The organism is Rhodococcus sp. JG-3, from assembly GCF_000482405.1.
Taxonomy (GTDB): domain Bacteria; phylum Actinomycetota; class Actinomycetes; order Mycobacteriales; family Mycobacteriaceae; genus Rhodococcoides; species Rhodococcoides fascians.
Genome location: NZ_KI519398.1, coordinates 1687664 through 1702746, shown reverse-complemented (window position 1 = coordinate 1702746; position 15083 = coordinate 1687664). Strand labels below are relative to the sequence as shown.

16 protein-coding genes are annotated in these 15083 nt (G+C 64.9%); 5 read left to right on the top strand and 11 right to left on the bottom strand.

Going from position 1 to position 15083, the window contains the following annotated elements:
- Positions 1–18: 18 nt before the first annotated feature.
- The 5 genes from K414_RS0109505 to K414_RS0109485 are packed head-to-tail and all read right to left on the bottom strand — an operon-like array spanning position 19 to position 4316.
- Complete coding sequence (locus tag K414_RS0109505) at positions 19–669, bottom strand: nucleoside/nucleotide kinase family protein (protein ID WP_027495731.1); 651 nt, start codon at positions 667–669, stop codon at positions 19–21.
- On the bottom strand, positions 659–1585 hold the full coding sequence (locus K414_RS0109500; RefSeq protein WP_027495730.1) for a PfkB family carbohydrate kinase: 927 nt from the start codon (positions 1583–1585) through the stop codon (positions 659–661). The genes K414_RS0109505 and K414_RS0109500 overlap by 11 nt, the downstream gene beginning before the upstream one ends.
- Positions 1563–2345: an ATP-binding cassette domain-containing protein gene (locus K414_RS0109495; RefSeq protein ID WP_027495729.1), complete on the bottom strand. Its 783-nt coding sequence runs from the start codon at positions 2343–2345 to the stop codon at positions 1563–1565. Before K414_RS0109495 ends, K414_RS0109500 begins: the two co-directional genes overlap by 23 nt.
- Positions 2342–3331, bottom strand: a complete 990-nt coding sequence (locus K414_RS0109490; RefSeq protein ID WP_027495728.1) for an ABC transporter permease — start codon at positions 3329–3331, stop codon at positions 2342–2344. The genes K414_RS0109495 and K414_RS0109490 overlap by 4 nt, the downstream gene beginning before the upstream one ends.
- Before the next feature lie 34 nt (positions 3332–3365).
- The gene (locus K414_RS0109485) at positions 3366–4316 is read right to left on the bottom strand and encodes a substrate-binding domain-containing protein (RefSeq protein ID WP_228139392.1); all 951 of its coding nucleotides are present in this window, start codon (positions 4314–4316) and stop codon (positions 3366–3368) included.
- 443 nt (positions 4317–4759) lie between these two features.
- Between K414_RS0109485 and K414_RS0109480 the strand changes: the two genes are divergently transcribed.
- A complete protein-coding gene (locus K414_RS0109480) occupies positions 4760–5737 on the top strand; it encodes an IS481 family transposase (protein WP_027495726.1) in 978 nt (325 codons plus the stop codon).
- A 168-nt stretch (positions 5738–5905) separates the two neighbouring features.
- Here the strand turns inward: K414_RS0109480 and K414_RS0109475 are convergent, their stop codons facing one another.
- Positions 5906–6898, bottom strand: a complete 993-nt coding sequence (locus K414_RS0109475) for a YhjD/YihY/BrkB family envelope integrity protein (RefSeq protein WP_027495725.1) — start codon at positions 6896–6898, stop codon at positions 5906–5908.
- A gap of 151 nt (positions 6899–7049) precedes the next feature.
- Between K414_RS0109475 and K414_RS0109470 the strand changes: the two genes are divergently transcribed.
- Positions 7050–7220, top strand: a complete 171-nt coding sequence (locus tag K414_RS0109470) for a CsbD family protein (RefSeq protein WP_027495724.1) — start codon at positions 7050–7052, stop codon at positions 7218–7220.
- 219 nt (positions 7221–7439) lie between these two features.
- Complete coding sequence (locus tag K414_RS0109465) at positions 7440–8159, top strand: GAF and ANTAR domain-containing protein (RefSeq protein ID WP_027495723.1); 720 nt, start codon at positions 7440–7442, stop codon at positions 8157–8159.
- 12 nt (positions 8160–8171) lie between these two features.
- On the opposite strand, the gene K414_RS0109460 is transcribed toward K414_RS0109465, so the two are convergent.
- The 3 genes from K414_RS0109460 to K414_RS0109450 form a co-directional block, all read right to left on the bottom strand.
- Entirely contained in the window at positions 8172–8975 is an 804-nt protein-coding gene (locus K414_RS0109460) for a DNA-formamidopyrimidine glycosylase family protein (RefSeq protein ID WP_027495722.1), read from the bottom strand.
- 70 nt (positions 8976–9045) lie between these two features.
- Complete coding sequence (locus tag K414_RS0109455) at positions 9046–10488, bottom strand: PepSY domain-containing protein (RefSeq protein ID WP_027495721.1); 1443 nt, start codon at positions 10486–10488, stop codon at positions 9046–9048.
- A 148-nt stretch (positions 10489–10636) separates the two neighbouring features.
- Positions 10637–11167: a hypothetical protein gene (locus K414_RS0109450; protein ID WP_152530397.1), complete on the bottom strand. Its 531-nt coding sequence runs from the start codon at positions 11165–11167 to the stop codon at positions 10637–10639.
- A 144-nt stretch (positions 11168–11311) separates the two neighbouring features.
- Here K414_RS0109450 and K414_RS0109445 point away from each other — a divergent pair, with 144 nt between their 5' ends.
- Together K414_RS0109445 and K414_RS26555 are read left to right on the top strand one after the other, a co-directional pair.
- The gene (locus tag K414_RS0109445; RefSeq protein WP_152530396.1) at positions 11312–11572 is read left to right on the top strand and encodes a hypothetical protein; all 261 of its coding nucleotides are present in this window, start codon (positions 11312–11314) and stop codon (positions 11570–11572) included.
- Positions 11573–11619: 47 nt separating this feature from the next.
- On the top strand, positions 11620–12774 hold the full coding sequence (locus K414_RS26555) for a hypothetical protein (RefSeq protein ID WP_081701691.1): 1155 nt from the start codon (positions 11620–11622) through the stop codon (positions 12772–12774).
- Here K414_RS26555 and K414_RS0109435 read toward each other — a convergent pair.
- Together K414_RS0109435 and K414_RS0109430 are read right to left on the bottom strand one after the other, a co-directional pair.
- Positions 12744–13484 carry a YoaK family protein gene (locus K414_RS0109435; protein ID WP_237606159.1) on the bottom strand — a complete coding sequence of 247 codons (741 nt, stop codon included), beginning with the start codon at positions 13482–13484 and terminating at the stop codon, positions 12744–12746. The genes K414_RS26555 and K414_RS0109435 overlap by 31 nt on opposite strands.
- Positions 13481–15067 carry a gamma-glutamyltransferase gene (locus K414_RS0109430; protein ID WP_027495717.1) on the bottom strand — a complete coding sequence of 529 codons (1587 nt, stop codon included), beginning with the start codon at positions 15065–15067 and terminating at the stop codon, positions 13481–13483. The genes K414_RS0109435 and K414_RS0109430 overlap by 4 nt, the downstream gene beginning before the upstream one ends.
- Between the last annotated feature and the right edge of the window lie 16 nt (positions 15068–15083).

Here is a 15083-nt window from a genome sequence, read left to right as displayed (position 1 = left end):
TATCGGACGCCGGCGGTCTCATGTCAATCGCAGGATTCGATCGGCGCGCTGCGCGGTCGAACCGATGAGCTCGGCGTTGCGTTCGTCCGAACCCAATGCCCAGAACTGCGCTTCCTCGGGCGATTTCCCGTACGCCTCGTGCCGTGCGACGAGACGCTCGTGCCGAACGGCCGTGTGCGGAGCCAGGAACCACACCTCGTCGATCATCGCCCGTGCAGCAGGCCATGCGTCGGATTGCATCAGCAGGTAGTTGCCCTCGGTGATCACCAACGGAACGTCCGACGGGACCGGTACGGCGGACCCGATCGATTCCTCGATCTCTCGCCTGAACTTCGGTGCGTACACCAGCGGATCGCCGGGGCGTTGATCGTGAATCGCGGCGACGAGACGCGCATAGCCGCCGTCGTCGAAAGTATCGTGTGCGCCCTTGCGATCGAGCCTGCCCAGTTCGATCAACACCTCGTTGGCCAGGTGGAATCCGTCCATCGGAACCAGCACCGAAAGCTCGGGGCCCAGTGCATCCACCAACTGCTGTGCCACGGTGGACTTTCCGGCACCCGGTGCACCGGTCAGGCCGAGTATGTGCCGCTCTCCCGGCACGGCGAGCCGCCCGGCCAGCTCCACGAGTTCGTCGAGGGATGCTTCCTGCACCTGTCGGTCATTGCTCACTGTTGTCGCTTTCGAGTACGTGGGTGGGAAGTTCGCGTAGCCACGCTCTGGGGCCGATGACCGAACAGCGCAGCGCCGCAACGCGAGCCGACCGTCGGATACGTTCCTGCACGGAGCCGAACTGCGTCGAGTAGTACGCGTACGCGCCGTGGAAGACGTCGCCGGCTCCCAGTGTATCGACCACGGTGACCGCCTCGACGGCCACGGAGCCGGAGTTGCCCTCGGACCAGAATTCGACGGGCTCTCCGCCGTGGGTGGTGACGACCGTGCGTACGCCCGAGCGCACCAACGTCGCCGCGGTGGCAGCTGTGTCCGACGCTCCGGGCGTGCGAAAGTCCGCTGAGCACACCATGTCCGTGACGAACGGAATCAGCTCGCTCATCACGGGTTTCCAGCGTCCGGCGTCGACGACCGACGTGGTATCCCGCGCCGCCGCATGTTCCACGGCGGCGCGGGCGATCAGGGGGTGGTGGCCGTCGACGAGTACGACGTCGGCACCGGCGAGCACGGCATCGAGATCGTTCGGCGGCGCGGCGTCGGAGTGCACGGCGTCGGCCGAGACGACCGACCGGTCTCCCGTCGACTCGATCACCGTCACGGCCGAGACGGGTACTGCTCTCACGGTGCCCGCGATCGAGTCGATCACGCGCACATCGCATTCCGCAAGTTCTGCCTTGATCAAGGCAGCCACCGGATCGTCCCCGAGCGCAGTGACGAGAACGGCCGTACCACCCAGTGCGGCGAACGTGACGGCCGCGTTGGCGGCAGGACCGCCGGCCGCAACGAACTGCGCGTTCGAGGTGATCTTCTGGTTCGACGCCGGCGGCGACGACACTCGATGAATCACATCGAGTGTCGCCAGTCCGACGAAAACGCCGACCGGACGAGACGCATCAGAGGCCGGCGCGTTCCTCATCGGTCGGCTCCTCCGCGCCGGTCATGAGCGCGACGACCTCGGACATGGTGCGCTTCTTCGGATCCACGACGCCTGCGCGTTTGCCGAGGCGGTGGATGTGGATACGGTCGGCGACCTCGAACACGTGCGGCATGTCGTGGCTGATGAGTACCACGGGTATCCCACGGTCGCGAATCGTTCGGATCAGGTCGATCACCATGCCCGATTCCCGCACGCCCAGAGCTGCGGTCGGCTCGTCCATGATGATCACCCCGCGGCCGAATGCCGCTGCTCGCGCCACTGCGACGCCCTGACGCTGCCCACCGGACAACGTCTCGACGGCCTGGTTGACCGACTTGATCCCGATCTTGAGGTCCTGCAGATGCTTCGACGACTCGTCGCGCATTCTCGGCATGTCCAATCGCCGAAAGATGCTGCCGCTGATGCCTTTGCGCTTGATCTCGCGTCCGAGGTAGACATTCGAGGCGATGTCGAGCGCAGGAATGACGGCCAGGTCCTGATAGACCGTCTCGATCCCGGCCGCCCGGGCATCGCGGGTGTTCTTGAACGACACCGGCGAGCCGTTCATCAGAATCTCACCCGAGTCCGGTATGACTGCACCGGCCAAAGCCTTGATGAGACTGGACTTTCCGGCACCGTTGTCACCGATCACTGCCAGTACCTCACCGGCCCGCAGCTCGAAATCCGCGCCGTTGATGGCCGTCACGCTGCCGTAGGTCTTGACCAGACCACGTGCTTCCAGAGCGAGGGGGGCAGTCACTGTGACCTCCTGCGTGCGAATTGATCGACGGCCACCGCGACGATGACGAGAATGCCGGTCGCGACGTTCTGGTACAGGCTGTCGACGCCGGCCTGGGTGAGCCCGTTGCGCAGCACCCCGACGATCAGAGTTCCGATGAGAGTCCCGATGACGGTGCCCCGGCCACCGAACAGGCTGGTTCCACCGATGACGACCGCGGTGATCGTTTCGAGGTTGGCGTTCTGATAGGCGTTCGGGTCGGCATTGGGGATTCGTCCGAGCGCTGCCCATGCCGCGATCGCGGCGATGACACCGGTGACGATGTAGACCGAGAACAGCACGCGACCGGACTTGATGCCGGAGCGGTCCGAGGCCTGCGGGCTACCACCCACCGCGTATATGTGCCTGCCCCAGGATGTTTGGGACAATGCGTACCACATCACGGCGTACACGAGCAGCATCACCACCACGCCGTAGGTAGTGGAGAAGCTACCGATCTTGAACGAGGTGCCCAGCAGAGTCAGCGGTCCGCTCGGCACCTGGTACGTCTCGGATCCGGCCAACAGTCTCGTGGCTGCCTGGATCGCGGTGAAGGTACCGAGGGTGACGATGAACGGCGGCAGTCGCAGCATCGTCACCAATCCGCCGTTGATCGCGCCGAACGCCACGCAGACGGCCAGTGTCGAGCCGAGCGCCACCACCGGGCCGTTGGCACCAGCGGTCTGCGCCATGACGATGGTGCCCATCACGGCCACCGCGCCGATCGACAGATCGATACCGGAGGTGAGGATGATGAGCGTCTGGCCGACGGCCAGAATGCCGACCACCACGGACTGCTGCAGAATCAGAGAAACGTTCTGCGGGTTGAGAAACGAGCTCGAAATCGAGCTGAACACAATGATGGCGATGACGAGCGCGGCCATGGGCCCGAGCAGCGGTTCACGCAGGATGGTTCCCACGTTGAACCGGCTCGGAGCCTTGGGAGGCGCGGCAGTATCGGTGCTCACGAATCAGTTCCTGGTCCTCGACGGATTTCTGCGATCAGCCCCAGCAATTCGCTTCGCCCCATGCGGTGTCCTGGGATTCGATTCCGGCAACAGGCTTGTCGGTGACCAGCTGAGAACCGGTGTCGTTGAAGCCACTGGGCTTGGTGCCGTCCTGGGCGAACTTGACCACAGCGTCGACGCCCTGCTCGGCCATCTTCGCCGGGAACTGCAGCACCGTCGCACCGATGATGCCGGACTTGACGTTCGCGATACCGGTGCAGCTACCGTCGATCGAGCCGATGGTGATCTGATCGGCGCGGCCTGCGGACTGAATCGCCTGGTAGGCACCCGCCGCGGCGGGCTCGTTGATCGTGTAGAGCGCATTGACACCCGGAGCGCGCTGCAGCAGGTTCTCCATGGCCGTCTGCGCCTTGGTCTGGTCGCCGTTGGTGTTCTCCTGGCCGACGATCTCGGGAGAGCTGTCGGTCAAGCCCATTCCTTCGAGGAAGCCGTCGTGACGGAACGTGTCGACAGTGCCGCCCGCGGTGCCGTCGAGCATGATGACCTGGGGTGCAGTGGTTCCCAACGTGCCCTTGACCCACTCGCCCTGGCTGACGCCTGCCGCCTTGTTGTCGGTGGCGAACGTCGCGTCCACCGCGTCCTCGGGATCGGTGGCCGTGTCGAGGGCGATGACGACGACGCCTGCGTCGCGTGCCTTCTTGATCGCGTCGAGGACTCCGGTGGAGGAGTTCGGGGTGATCAGAATGCCTTTGACACCCTGGCCGACCAAGTTCTCGATCGCCGCGACCTGACCCTCGTTGTCACCGTCGAATGCACCTGCGAGAGCGACCAATTCGGCTCCACTGGAGTCCGCCTTGGCCTGAGCTGCCTCACGAAGCTTCACGAAGTACGGATTGGAATCCGTCTTGGTGATGAGTCCGACCTTGACGCTGTCCGAATCCGAACCGCTGCATGCGGTCAGTCCGAGCACGAGGGAACCGGCCATCAACGCGGTTCCGATCGTCAGCGTGGTCTTCCGACGGTGATTGAACATCTGGACTCCCTTGTCCTCGCTACGCAGGTCGCGTCGCTCGATTGCAGGAGCGTACGACCAATACAAGCGCTTGCGCATGCGCTTTCGCGAAATAATTCCGAAAACTTTTCCGACCGGCCGGCGTCAGCTCGCCATCACGCCGCTCAGCCCCAGTTCCCGCAAACGCGCGCGCGTCTGCCATCCGCGCGCGGAATAGTGCCCGATCGCCCCGCTATTCCGCGCGCATCCAACGAATGCGCGCGCGTTTGCCCACGCCGATCGGTCTCCGCCCCAGTTCCCGCCGCCCCTAGTTGTAATGAGCAGGGACGTTGTGGACGGCGTGGCAGCGACAGATAGGTGAGGACCTCCGGTATCGGTGTGGTTACCACAACTGCACCGACAACCGAGAGGTCCTCGTGTCGCACGCTAATGCCTTGCTCACCCCGAAGGGGCGATTGAAACTCGCGACATCGATCGTCGACGACGGATGGTCGATCCGCCGAGCGGCCGAACGATTCCAGGTTTCACCGACCACAGCCAAGAAATGGGCCGATCGATACCGCACCGGCGGCCCACCGGCAATGGCCGACCGCTCGAGCAGACCCCACCACAACCCGAACCGGACACCGACCCGCACCGAACGCCGAATCATCAACCTGCGCTTCCTCCGCCGGTGGGGACCACACCGCATCGGCTACCACCTGCACATGCCGCACAGCACCGTCTCAGCGGTCCTACGCCGCTACAAGATGCCGCTGCTTCGTCACCTCGACCAGAACACCGGACTTGCTGTACGACGCCCGCAGCCGCATCGCTACGAGCATCCCGCTCCCGGGGATCTGATCCACATCGACATCAAAAAGCTCGGCCGAATCCCCGACGGCGGCGGACATCGCAAGCTCGGCCGCGCGATCGGAAAGCGGCACAACAAGAAACAGGGCCGCGGTTACTCCTACGTCCATCACGCCGTCGACGATCACAGCCGGCTCGCGTATTCGGAGATCCTCGGTGACGAACGCAAAGAAACTGCATCGGGGTTCTTCGAGCGCGCCAAAGCCTACTTCGCAGCCCATGACATCACGATCGCGCGTGTGCTGACCGACAATGGATTCTGTTACCGCTCAACACTGTTCGCGCAGACCCTAGGCCCTGGAATCAAGCACAAGCGAACCAGGCCGTATCGGCCGCAGACCAACGGCAAAGTCGAACGATTCAACCGAACCCTCAACCAGGAATGGGCCTACGCGAACACCTACCTCTCCGACGAAGCCAGAGCGGCGACCTACCAAGACTGGATCCATCACTACAATCACCACCGACCCCATACCGGCATCGGCGGCAAGTCACCCATCGAGCGACTGACCGTCCACAACGTCCCCGGGAAGAACACCTAGTCCTCGCAAACGCGCGCGCGTTTGCCATCCGCGCGCGGAATAGTGCCCGATCGCCCCGCTATTCCGCGCGCACCCAACGAATGCGCGCGCGTTTGCGGAGCCGATCAGTCCCCGCCCCAGTTCCCGCCGCTCCCGTTCTCGCAAACGCGCGCGCGTTTGCGGAGCTGATCAGTCGCCTCGCGTGCTCGACGAGTCCTCGTCCACCACCGAATTCGGCTCGTCGTACGTGACGGTGATGTCCTGGAATCCCTTGTTACGCTGCGCTTCTGCTTGACCGGTGTAGGAGTTCTTGTCACCCTCGGTGAGTTCGACGTTGTCGGTGAACGGCGTCAGCAGAGCCCGGGGATGCAGGTGGTCTACGCGCACGGCGTTGATCTCGATGCACAGCACGATCAGTACCGACGCGACGTACAGGAAACCGAGCAGACCGAGGACGATGGCGAAGATGCCGTTGCTTGCACTCGCGTTGCCCACGACGTAGCGGATGTAGATGCCGCCGAACGACTGCAGCGCCTGCCAGACGACCGCCGCGATCGCTGCGCCGGGGAGTACGTCGCGCACGCTCAGGTCCCGCGCGGTGCCGATTCGGAAGGCCGCGGTGAAGACGGCGGCGTTGACCACCACCGCTCCGACGAGTGCGAGCGCACCACCGGCGAATCCGAACACGCCCGAGGACGCGACGCCGTTCAGCACCGTCAGTCCGATGATCGCCGTGCCGACAGTGCTGAGCAGCAACAATCCGCGCAGCCGACCCTTGATGGGGTCCGGTTGCTCGTTGCGCGGCACCGACCACGCGGTGTTCATCGCGTACTGCACGGCCAGCGACACTCCGAGTCCGCCGTACAGCGACCCGACGACGCCGATGACGATGGCCGTGGTTCCGCCACTGAGGCGATCCGGTTGACCGAGCTGGTCACCGATGACCGGGATCTGACTCATCGCCGAGTCGATGATGCGGGTCTGCAGCTCCGGGTCTCCGGCCAGCACGATTCCCAGCAGCGTGGTGAACAGCAGCAGAAGGGGAAACAGCGACAGAAACGAGTAGTAGGCGATCAGTGCCGCGAGGTAGCCGCCCCGGTCGTCCATGAATTTGTAGAGCACCGCCAGCGGGAAACCTGCCGAGGGGTGCCTGCGCTGGAAGTTGTCCACCTTCGCGACCATCATCGGTCGAATGTAGCCAGCGACGAGCCTGCGGAAACGTCGACGCTCCGGCTTTAGGTGTGACCCAGCTCTCACGGTCTGGACGTGCGCTTCGTCGGTCGAGCTCCGACCAACCTTTCGAGAACAACCCGAACCGAGAAAGGAACTCGCCATGAGCTTCATCGACAAGGCCAAGAACGCAGCAGAGGACGCCATCGGCAAGGCGAAGGAAGTTGTCGGCGACGCAACCAACAACAAGGACCTCGAGGCCGAGGGCAAGAAGGATCAGGGTTCGGCCGGCGTCAAGAAGGTCGGCGAGAACATCAAGGACACCTTCAAGTAACCAGCAGCCCCGGAAGGGTCGTCGATCGAATGATCGGCGGCCCTTCGTGCATCCCGCGATGATGCGCCGCGATACTCACCGGACCACCGCATCGCGAACCGTATAAAATCCATTGATCCGGCCTCGAGGTCGGGACAGGGCGTCCAGAAACAGGCGCACGATCGAGGATCTCGCCGACGCGACGACGTCGACGGTCCACCGCGCGAGAGGATCGTGTGAATGACTGATTCACCGGCCGAGCAAGACACGTCTCGAACGTCCGAAGCCCTGTCGCTCGCGCAGTTCGCTCGATCGCTGCGCGACACTCATCGGTCGATGCCGCAGACGTTGAGTGAGATTCTCCGAATGGCGATTCGGCTCATTCCGGGCGCAACCACCGGATGCATCACCACGGTGAACAAGGGTGAGCGCACAGTCGTCGCATCGACGGACCTGATCGCCGAGAAGCTGTGTCGGTTGCAGTACGAACTCGACGAAGGTCCGATTCCCACCGAGGTCCGGCACCTCGACGTCGTCGTGTCCTACGATCTGGCAACCGAACCGCGATGGCCGCAGTTCGCTGCGATGGCCGTCGAGGCCGGTTTCAAGTCGCTCTCGGCCTTTCAGCTCTACAGCAACGCCGATGACCTCGGGGCGCTGGTGTTGTACAGCGACGTCACGGGCGCGTTCGACGCCGACGCGGTAGCGATCGGCGAGGCGTTGGCTGCGCATGCTGCCATCGCGATGCTCAGTGCCCGCGACAACGAGCAATTCCGGACCGGTCTGGCGAGTCGAGACATCATCGGCCAGGCAAAAGGCATGATCATGGAACGGTACGACCTCGACGCGGTACAGGCGTTCGACCTACTGGCGAAACTCTCGCAGCAGCAGAATCTGCCGCTGCACACCGTCGCTCGCGATCTCGTCGACGCCGACCACCCGACGAACTCGACGTTCTGACCCCGCCCGCGGTCAACGCCCAGGCTCCGGCTGGCAGTGCGGACACCACCATGTTCGACGTCGATCGGGGTCGTTCGGCACGTCGGCCTCGACACGAATGACGGTCGCGCAACGCAGACACGGTTTACCGGCCCGACCGGCAACCCAGTGAGTCCGGCCGCGACGGGTGTCGCCGGTGGTGACCTGCATGGCCCCGGGGGTGCTCGCCGAATGCCGCATCGCCCGCTCGAGCAGAATCACCAATTTCTCCGCGTCGACGCCTGCCGACGGAGCCCAGGGCCACAGTCCACGCAGAAAACACAGCTCGTTCGCCCATAGATTCCCGGGTCCAGCGATGACCCGCTGGTCCAGGAGGGTAGAGACGATCGGCCGAGACCCCTGCGCGAGGATGTTCGATGCCGCACGATCGGTGTCGAACTCGGCGTGTAATGGGTCCGGTCCCAGATGCGCGACCAGCGCATTCATCGAGGCCTTGTACCCGTAGTCGACGACCGGCAACAGGATGCCGTACGCGGTCGGCCCGTCCACCGCGGCCAGCCGCACCCGGACGTCGGGCTGCACCCGCCGCGGTATCGAGCGGCCGGCTCGCACCACCGTCCACGATCCCGTCATGCGGAGGTGGGTGTGCAGCGTGGTGTCGTCGTCGAAATCGGTGAACAGATGCTTGCCGTGCGTCCGGTGCGCGACGACGGTTCGCCCGGCGAGATTCTCGACGGCGTGTGCGGGCACGTTCAGTCGCCCTGCCCGTAACGTGACGCCGTCCAGCGCTCGCCGCAATCGCGCGGCGAGCGCATGGACGGTGTCACCTTCGGGCATGGTCTCCGAGTATCCCGAGGGCGGCAGAAACAATCGGACCGACCGGCGAGAGCGCGTCGTCCTCCTCGCGTCAGTGCGCGGGCCGCCTGACGTATCCGACCATGAAGTCGACCGCCAGGAAGGCGACCAGGCTGAGCCCCAACAAGGGCAGGAACCAGCCGACGGCCACGGCAGCCGTGGCGAGGAGCACCGCAGAGATCGGCGAGATGCGGCGCAGTCCCCCACGCAGAGGCGGCCGGCCTGCGGTGAGTCCAACGCTCTTCGTGGGTCGACGCTTCCACCACATCATGTAGCCGCGCACGATGACCGATGCCAAGGCGAGCGAAAGCCCAACCAGGGCAATCTGATTGGCCACGCCGAACAGGGTCCCCATGTGCAACTGAATTCCCCAGGCCGCCAGCTTGGCTGCCACCGGCCAATCGGCGAAGTATTGGGTGTCGATCACCGCGCCGGTGCTGCCGTCGATCGAGATCGAGTTGTTCGACATCACCCAGGGCTGACGGGTTTCGGCGACGACGAACGCCACGTCGTCCGACGCCGGGATCGACGCCTCCACCGCTCCGTCGATGCCGTTCGCTGCGGCAGTATCGATTACCGAATCGATGCGGCCGACATTGCTGTCTGTCGCCGACGCATCGGCCGACATGTCCATCGAATGCCCACCGTGGCCCGAGTGATCCCCCGAGTGATCCCCCACGGTCGACGTGTCGGAGGAACCGATGGTCGTGGCGACGGCAGGGGTCGTCCAGCTCAATGCCGCACGGAGGTCGGTGACGTTCGCGCCCGCGTAGGTGGACCACGTGAGTCCGGTGGCGGAGAGGAAGATCAGACCTACAGCGATCCAGACACCGGCTACGCCATGCCAGTTCAAGGATCGGTTGCGGCCCTTCGATTCACGATCGAAGGTGAGCAGTGTCGCCCGGTCTCGGTTGCGTCGGTAGCGATCGATCCACAGGTACAGGCCGCCGAGCGCGATCACCCACAACCAGGATGCGGCCAGTTCGCTGTAGATCCGGCCCGGTTCACCGAGGTGCAGGTGTCGGTGCAATTCCGAGATCCACGTTCTGACCGGCAAGGCGCTCGAGGAGCCGTAGACGGCAAGTTCACCCACCGGTGACGCCGTGGCGGGATCGACGAAGACGGCCAGTCGTCGCGATTCGCCGAGGGTCGGGTCGGTGAACAGCACTCGGGTGGTGTCGCCGACTTCGGCGGCGGGTCGCACGGCCGACACGGTCAGATCCGGCCTCTCGGCCTGAGCGGCTCGGATCTGTTGGGCGACCGGGACAGCCGGTCCGGTGGAGTCGACGTGCAGATAGTCGCGGTAGACGAGTTGTTCGATGGTCGGGGCGACGGCGTAGAGGCCGCCGCTCACGGTGGCGATCAGGATGAACGGTGCGATGAGAATGCCCGCGTAGAAGTGCAGACGAAGAATCAGCGGACGCCAGCTGCGAGGGCCGGCCGAACGGGTGGGCGGGGAAGGATCGGCGACGCGTTCCTTTTCCGGTGTGGACATGAGAGCTCGTTTCGTGAAGGCAGGGGTGGGCGCGCGCCGTGGGCACGGGTCGACTCGATGTCGAGCGAATCGTGCTGTGCGCGTGAAGAAATTGCCGCAGCTCTGCTCGCCCCCGCGGTGCAGGAGCGGTCGTGGTGGGAGGCTGCGGTCAGTACGACGCGGCAGGCGGTCCGCGGTTCCCGGAGCCCGAGAGATCGAGGAGCCGGTGGACGCCGGGTGTGCGATACAGCGGAAGCGGGGCGGCACTCTGCGAGTCGTCGACGACGAGAATTGCCAGTATCGGGAGTATTCGACGAACAACGGTGGCTGCGTGCGAGATCCCACGCTCGGCCCCGTGCACGATCACCGCGCCGACGACGATCGCGATCGCGTGGGCCGCAAGCATCTGCTGTGTCAGCACCGAACCGTGGTGATCGCCGTCGACGATCGTCAGCAGCACGTGTCCGATCGTCTGCGCAGCGGCCAGCGTCGCCATCAGCTGCAGGCGAGGCGCGATGACGATCGGCACGGCGGCGGCAGCGTAACCGAGTCCCGCGCACACCAGAGCCAACAGGACGATCGCGGCGTCGGAGGGAAACATACCGCCGCCGACCGCGTGCGCGGTGGCGGTGATCGTTGCCGTCAGAGCGCCGACGGCAGACCCGCGCAGGGCGGCGGATCCGTCCGGGGTCGCGGGCACGAACAGCAGACTACTACCCGTTTCGGTAGACACAGTGACGTCTTGCTTCTGTCGCATGGTTTGTGCGCGAAAACCGATCCAGCGGTCTTTTTCAGGTCCGTTATGGTGATCGCGAGTATCACGCCACGTTCAGAGAGGATTGCCGTGCCGGACAGTTCGGATGTGGCTCAGGCCCGTGTGTTCGCCCACATGCTCGCGGCCGAAATTGCGTCGACATCGAGCCGAATCGAGGTCTCCGAGAACTACGCCCACAAGGCCTTCCGGGTGGGCGACCCCCGCAGCGCGAAGTGGCACACCGACGAGGCCCGCGCTCAGAAGCAGGCGCTGTACGAATTGCACCGCCAACTGGACGCACTGCACAGACGCTTCCAGATCTCGAAGGGTGAACCCGAACCCGTGTGCTGACGTCGGCTCGGTGTGTGAGGGCGCCTGGTCCGGGGTACCGCGACAAGATGGTTTTCGACAAGACAGACAACGGCTCGGGGGCCGAAAGCGAAGGACAACGAACGATCACGATCGGGTTGGTGGCCGACGAGGGATTCGCGTCGACGATAGCGGCCGCCATCGAACAGGAACTTCCGCCCACCATCACGATCGACGGAACCGATGCCCGACTGGACACGGCCCGGCCCGCAGTCACATTGCCTCCCACCGAGGCAGGTTCTGCGCCGTTGGGTCAGTGGCTGGAGGCCATTCAGGCCACCAACACATTCGACTTGGTGCTCTGTATCTCCGAGGTTCCGCGACGCGTCGGGGCCAGTCCCGTCGTCGCCGAATTGCGTGACGGTTCGACCGGTGCGTTGTACGTACCGTCGTTCGGCACCATAGGAGTACGGCGTCGCGCTGTGGCGGTGGCCATCGCCATCGTGCACGATCTCCTCCGCAGCGATACTGCCTCGCGGCCACACCTGCGACGGTCGATGTCCAAGTGGGCTCCGGGCCCCGACCCCGACGGTGGCGGCGAGCGAATCCTGCTCACTCCCGGCATGTTCGGCCGAACACGCATGATCATGGGCATGATTCGCTGCAATCGGCCGTGGCGTCTCGTCCCCGCACTGTCGAGCGTGCTCGCGGCCGCGAGCGCCGCGTCGGCGTTCGGTGTGTTCTACGCGAGCATCTGGCAGATGGCGGCCTCGATGACACCTGCCCGGCTCACACTGATCGGCGTCGCCGCCATCGTGGCCATCACGGTGTGGCTGATCTTTCCGCACGGCCTCTGGGAGCACCGACGGTTCCGCTCCTCGACCACCGATCGCTGGATATACAACTCTGCCACTCTCGGCACCGTCGTGGTCGGCGTGCTGTGTATGTATGCCGTTCTGTTCGCGGTCGTGTTGCTCTCTGCTGCCGTGGTGATCTCGCCCGAGTTTCTCACCGCTCAGATCGGGCGAGAAGCAAACACGGCGGACTACCTGTCACTGGCCTGGTTGGCGGCGTCGTTGGGCACGGTCGCCGGAGCAGTGGGCTCGTCGGTGTCCGATCGCAGCGACATCCTCAACGCTACGTACGGCCACCGAGAGATGCTCCGACGCCAGCACAGTGCGGAACGGTCCCGCACCGACGACGCCGGTGCGGCTCAGCCCGCGGCTCCGTCCCAGGACCGATGACCGAGCGTCGCGACCGCTGCGGTCAGAGCCGCACCGAGCAACACGGGTATCGCGATATCCACCCGAAGTAGCAGCGCCCCGATGACGGCACCGACGAACAGCACCAGGATCGCCCAGAGCCGCCGGTTGAACAGCCGACCGGGGCCCTGGCCGACGAAAGACTCGCCGGCGAGCGAGGTGATGGTCGACGTGACGACGACGGTCGTCATGTCCTTGACCGCGAGGAAGCGCGCAGCGAGCGCCTGAGCCCCCATGTCGACTGCGATGACACTGGCGATCGCGATACCCAGCGGCGAGTTGCCTTGCACGTCGACCACCAGCAGCGTGACGCCTGCTGCGAGAAGTGCCAGCGTTCCCACTGCGAAGATCGCGGTGACCCGGATGTTCCATCCCGGCGCAGCCGAGCGAAGCGTCACCCCGGCCAGCGCGGCACCGAGCACGAAGGCGAACAGCGCTACCAGCGGGCCGACGATCGGCAGTCCGTCCTCACCTGCCACCCCCATACCGAGGATGACGATGTTGCCGGTCATGTTTCCGGTGAAGATGCGGTCGAGTCCGAGGTAGCCGACGGCATCGAGCATGCCGGTCACCATCGTCAGCACCATCATCGACCACAATCGGAGGTGACCGTTCACGGCCTCGCCGACACGGTGCCTCATGGTCGTCGGTGCCGGCCCGTCTCCAGCCACCGTCGTTTCGTCGAGACTCATGCGGTCACCCACACGCCGCCGTCACTACGTGGGTCCGCGCCGGCACCGAGCGTTCCGTCGGCTGAAACCCTGGCCACCATGGAATGACCTGCGTTACTGTCCAATTCGGTGCCATGCTTGACGGTGAACACCGTCTGCGAGATCTGTTCGACGGCGGAGTCCTCCAATGTCGGCTCGACCAGTACCGAACCGTTGGGTGTTCCGGCTTCCAATCCGCCGACGATGAATCGAGGCGCGGAGACGGTCTGCTGTGGGTCGAATCCACGCAGCGCCCGCAGAATCAATTGGGTGTGAATCTGCGACTGCGCTTTGCCTCCCATGGTCGAGTGCGCGGACACCGCACCGTCCGCCCAGTCCACGATCACCGGAACAAGTGTGTGCGCGGGCCGCTTTCCGGACTCGACGCGATTGGGCGACGCGGCATCGAGCGTGAAGAACGCAGCACGGTTGTGCAGCACGAGCCCGGTGTCGGGCTCGAGGATCTGCGCTCCGAAGGAATGAAAGACGGACTGTATCAACGACACTGCGGTGCCGTCCTTCGCTACGACGGCGATTCCGACGGTGTCACCGCCCGGACGCGGAGACGCCGTCGAGGTCTGGCGTTCGTCTCCTGCCACCCGGGCTGCCGCCGCCTCGTGAATTGCCGCGAAGCCGGCCGGGGTCAGCTGATCGTGGATATCCACAGTGGCACAGCGTGGGTCGGCAAGGTAGGTATCACGATGCTCGTCGGAGTCGTAGAAGATCTCGGCCAATACCCCGGCGTCGACATCGCCCGCAGACGCGCTCCCGGACAAGGCGGCACCGAGAGATCGAATCAGTGTGTAGCCCTGCGAATTCGGTGGTGCCGTGGCCACCGAGAATCCGTCGAATTCGCGCACCAGAGGTTCTTCGACGATCGGACGATGACGTTCGAGATCCTCTCTCGATACCGGCACGTCGAGTTTCTTCAGTCCGGCGGCGAATCGGTCGGCGGTGTGCCCGCGATAGAACGAATCGAGGCCATCGGTCGCCAGGTCCGTCAGGGTTCGGGCCAACTCGGGCTGCACGACGAGGTGCCCGACGGGGATCGGCTGACCATCGACGAAGAACTTCGCGCGCAAGCCTGGATCGGTGATCAGTGCGTCACGGTCGAGCTCGATCATCTCGACGAGTCCGGGGCTGGCCGGAAACCCCTCTGTGGCAAGCGAAATTGCTGGTGCCAGTACGTTGCGTAACGGCAGCGAGCCACCGGCGTCGAGCAGAGCCGCCCACCCGGACACTGCACCCGGAACGGACACCGTCAGCGGACCGTTGATCGGCATCGTCTCGATCGTCTCGAACAGCTGATCCACGGATGCGGCCGAACCGTATGCTCCCGATGCGTTGATACAGGCGGTGCTGCCGTCGCTCCTGCGCAGCAACGCGATGACGTCACCGCCCACACTGCACATGTGCGGGTAGACCACGGTGAGGGCCGCAGCTGCAGCGACCGCTGCATCGACGGCGTTACCACCGGCTTCGACGATCGTGCGGGCAGCGTCGACGGCCGCGGTGTGCGGCGCGGCGATTGCCACGCCGGGTGCCGGTTGCGACTGTTCGGGCATGAATATCTCCTCGAGT

Coding starts and splice junctions, on each gene's coding strand:
- K414_RS0109500 (WP_027495730.1), bottom strand. CDS start 1,585: ATGAGGAACGCGCCGGCCTCTGATGCGTCTCGTCCGGTCGGCGTTTTC.
- K414_RS0109485 (WP_228139392.1), bottom strand. CDS start 4,316: ATGGCCGGTTCCCTCGTGCTCGGACTGACCGCATGCAGCGGTTCGGAT.
- K414_RS0109475 (WP_027495725.1), bottom strand. CDS start 6,898: ATGGTCGCGAAGGTGGACAACTTCCAGCGCAGGCACCCCTCGGCAGGT.
- K414_RS0109470 (WP_027495724.1), top strand. CDS start 7,050: ATGAGCTTCATCGACAAGGCCAAGAACGCAGCAGAGGACGCCATCGGC.
- K414_RS0109465 (WP_027495723.1), top strand. CDS start 7,440: ATGACTGATTCACCGGCCGAGCAAGACACGTCTCGAACGTCCGAAGCC.
- K414_RS0109460 (WP_027495722.1), bottom strand. CDS start 8,975: ATGCCCGAAGGTGACACCGTCCATGCGCTCGCCGCGCGATTGCGGCGA.
- K414_RS0109455 (WP_027495721.1), bottom strand. CDS start 10,488: ATGTCCACACCGGAAAAGGAACGCGTCGCCGATCCTTCCCCGCCCACC.
- K414_RS26555 (WP_081701691.1), top strand. CDS start 11,620: ATGGTTTTCGACAAGACAGACAACGGCTCGGGGGCCGAAAGCGAAGGA.
- K414_RS0109435 (WP_237606159.1), bottom strand. CDS start 13,484: ATGAGTCTCGACGAAACGACGGTGGCTGGAGACGGGCCGGCACCGACG.
- K414_RS0109430 (WP_027495717.1), bottom strand. CDS start 15,067: ATGCCCGAACAGTCGCAACCGGCACCCGGCGTGGCAATCGCCGCGCCG.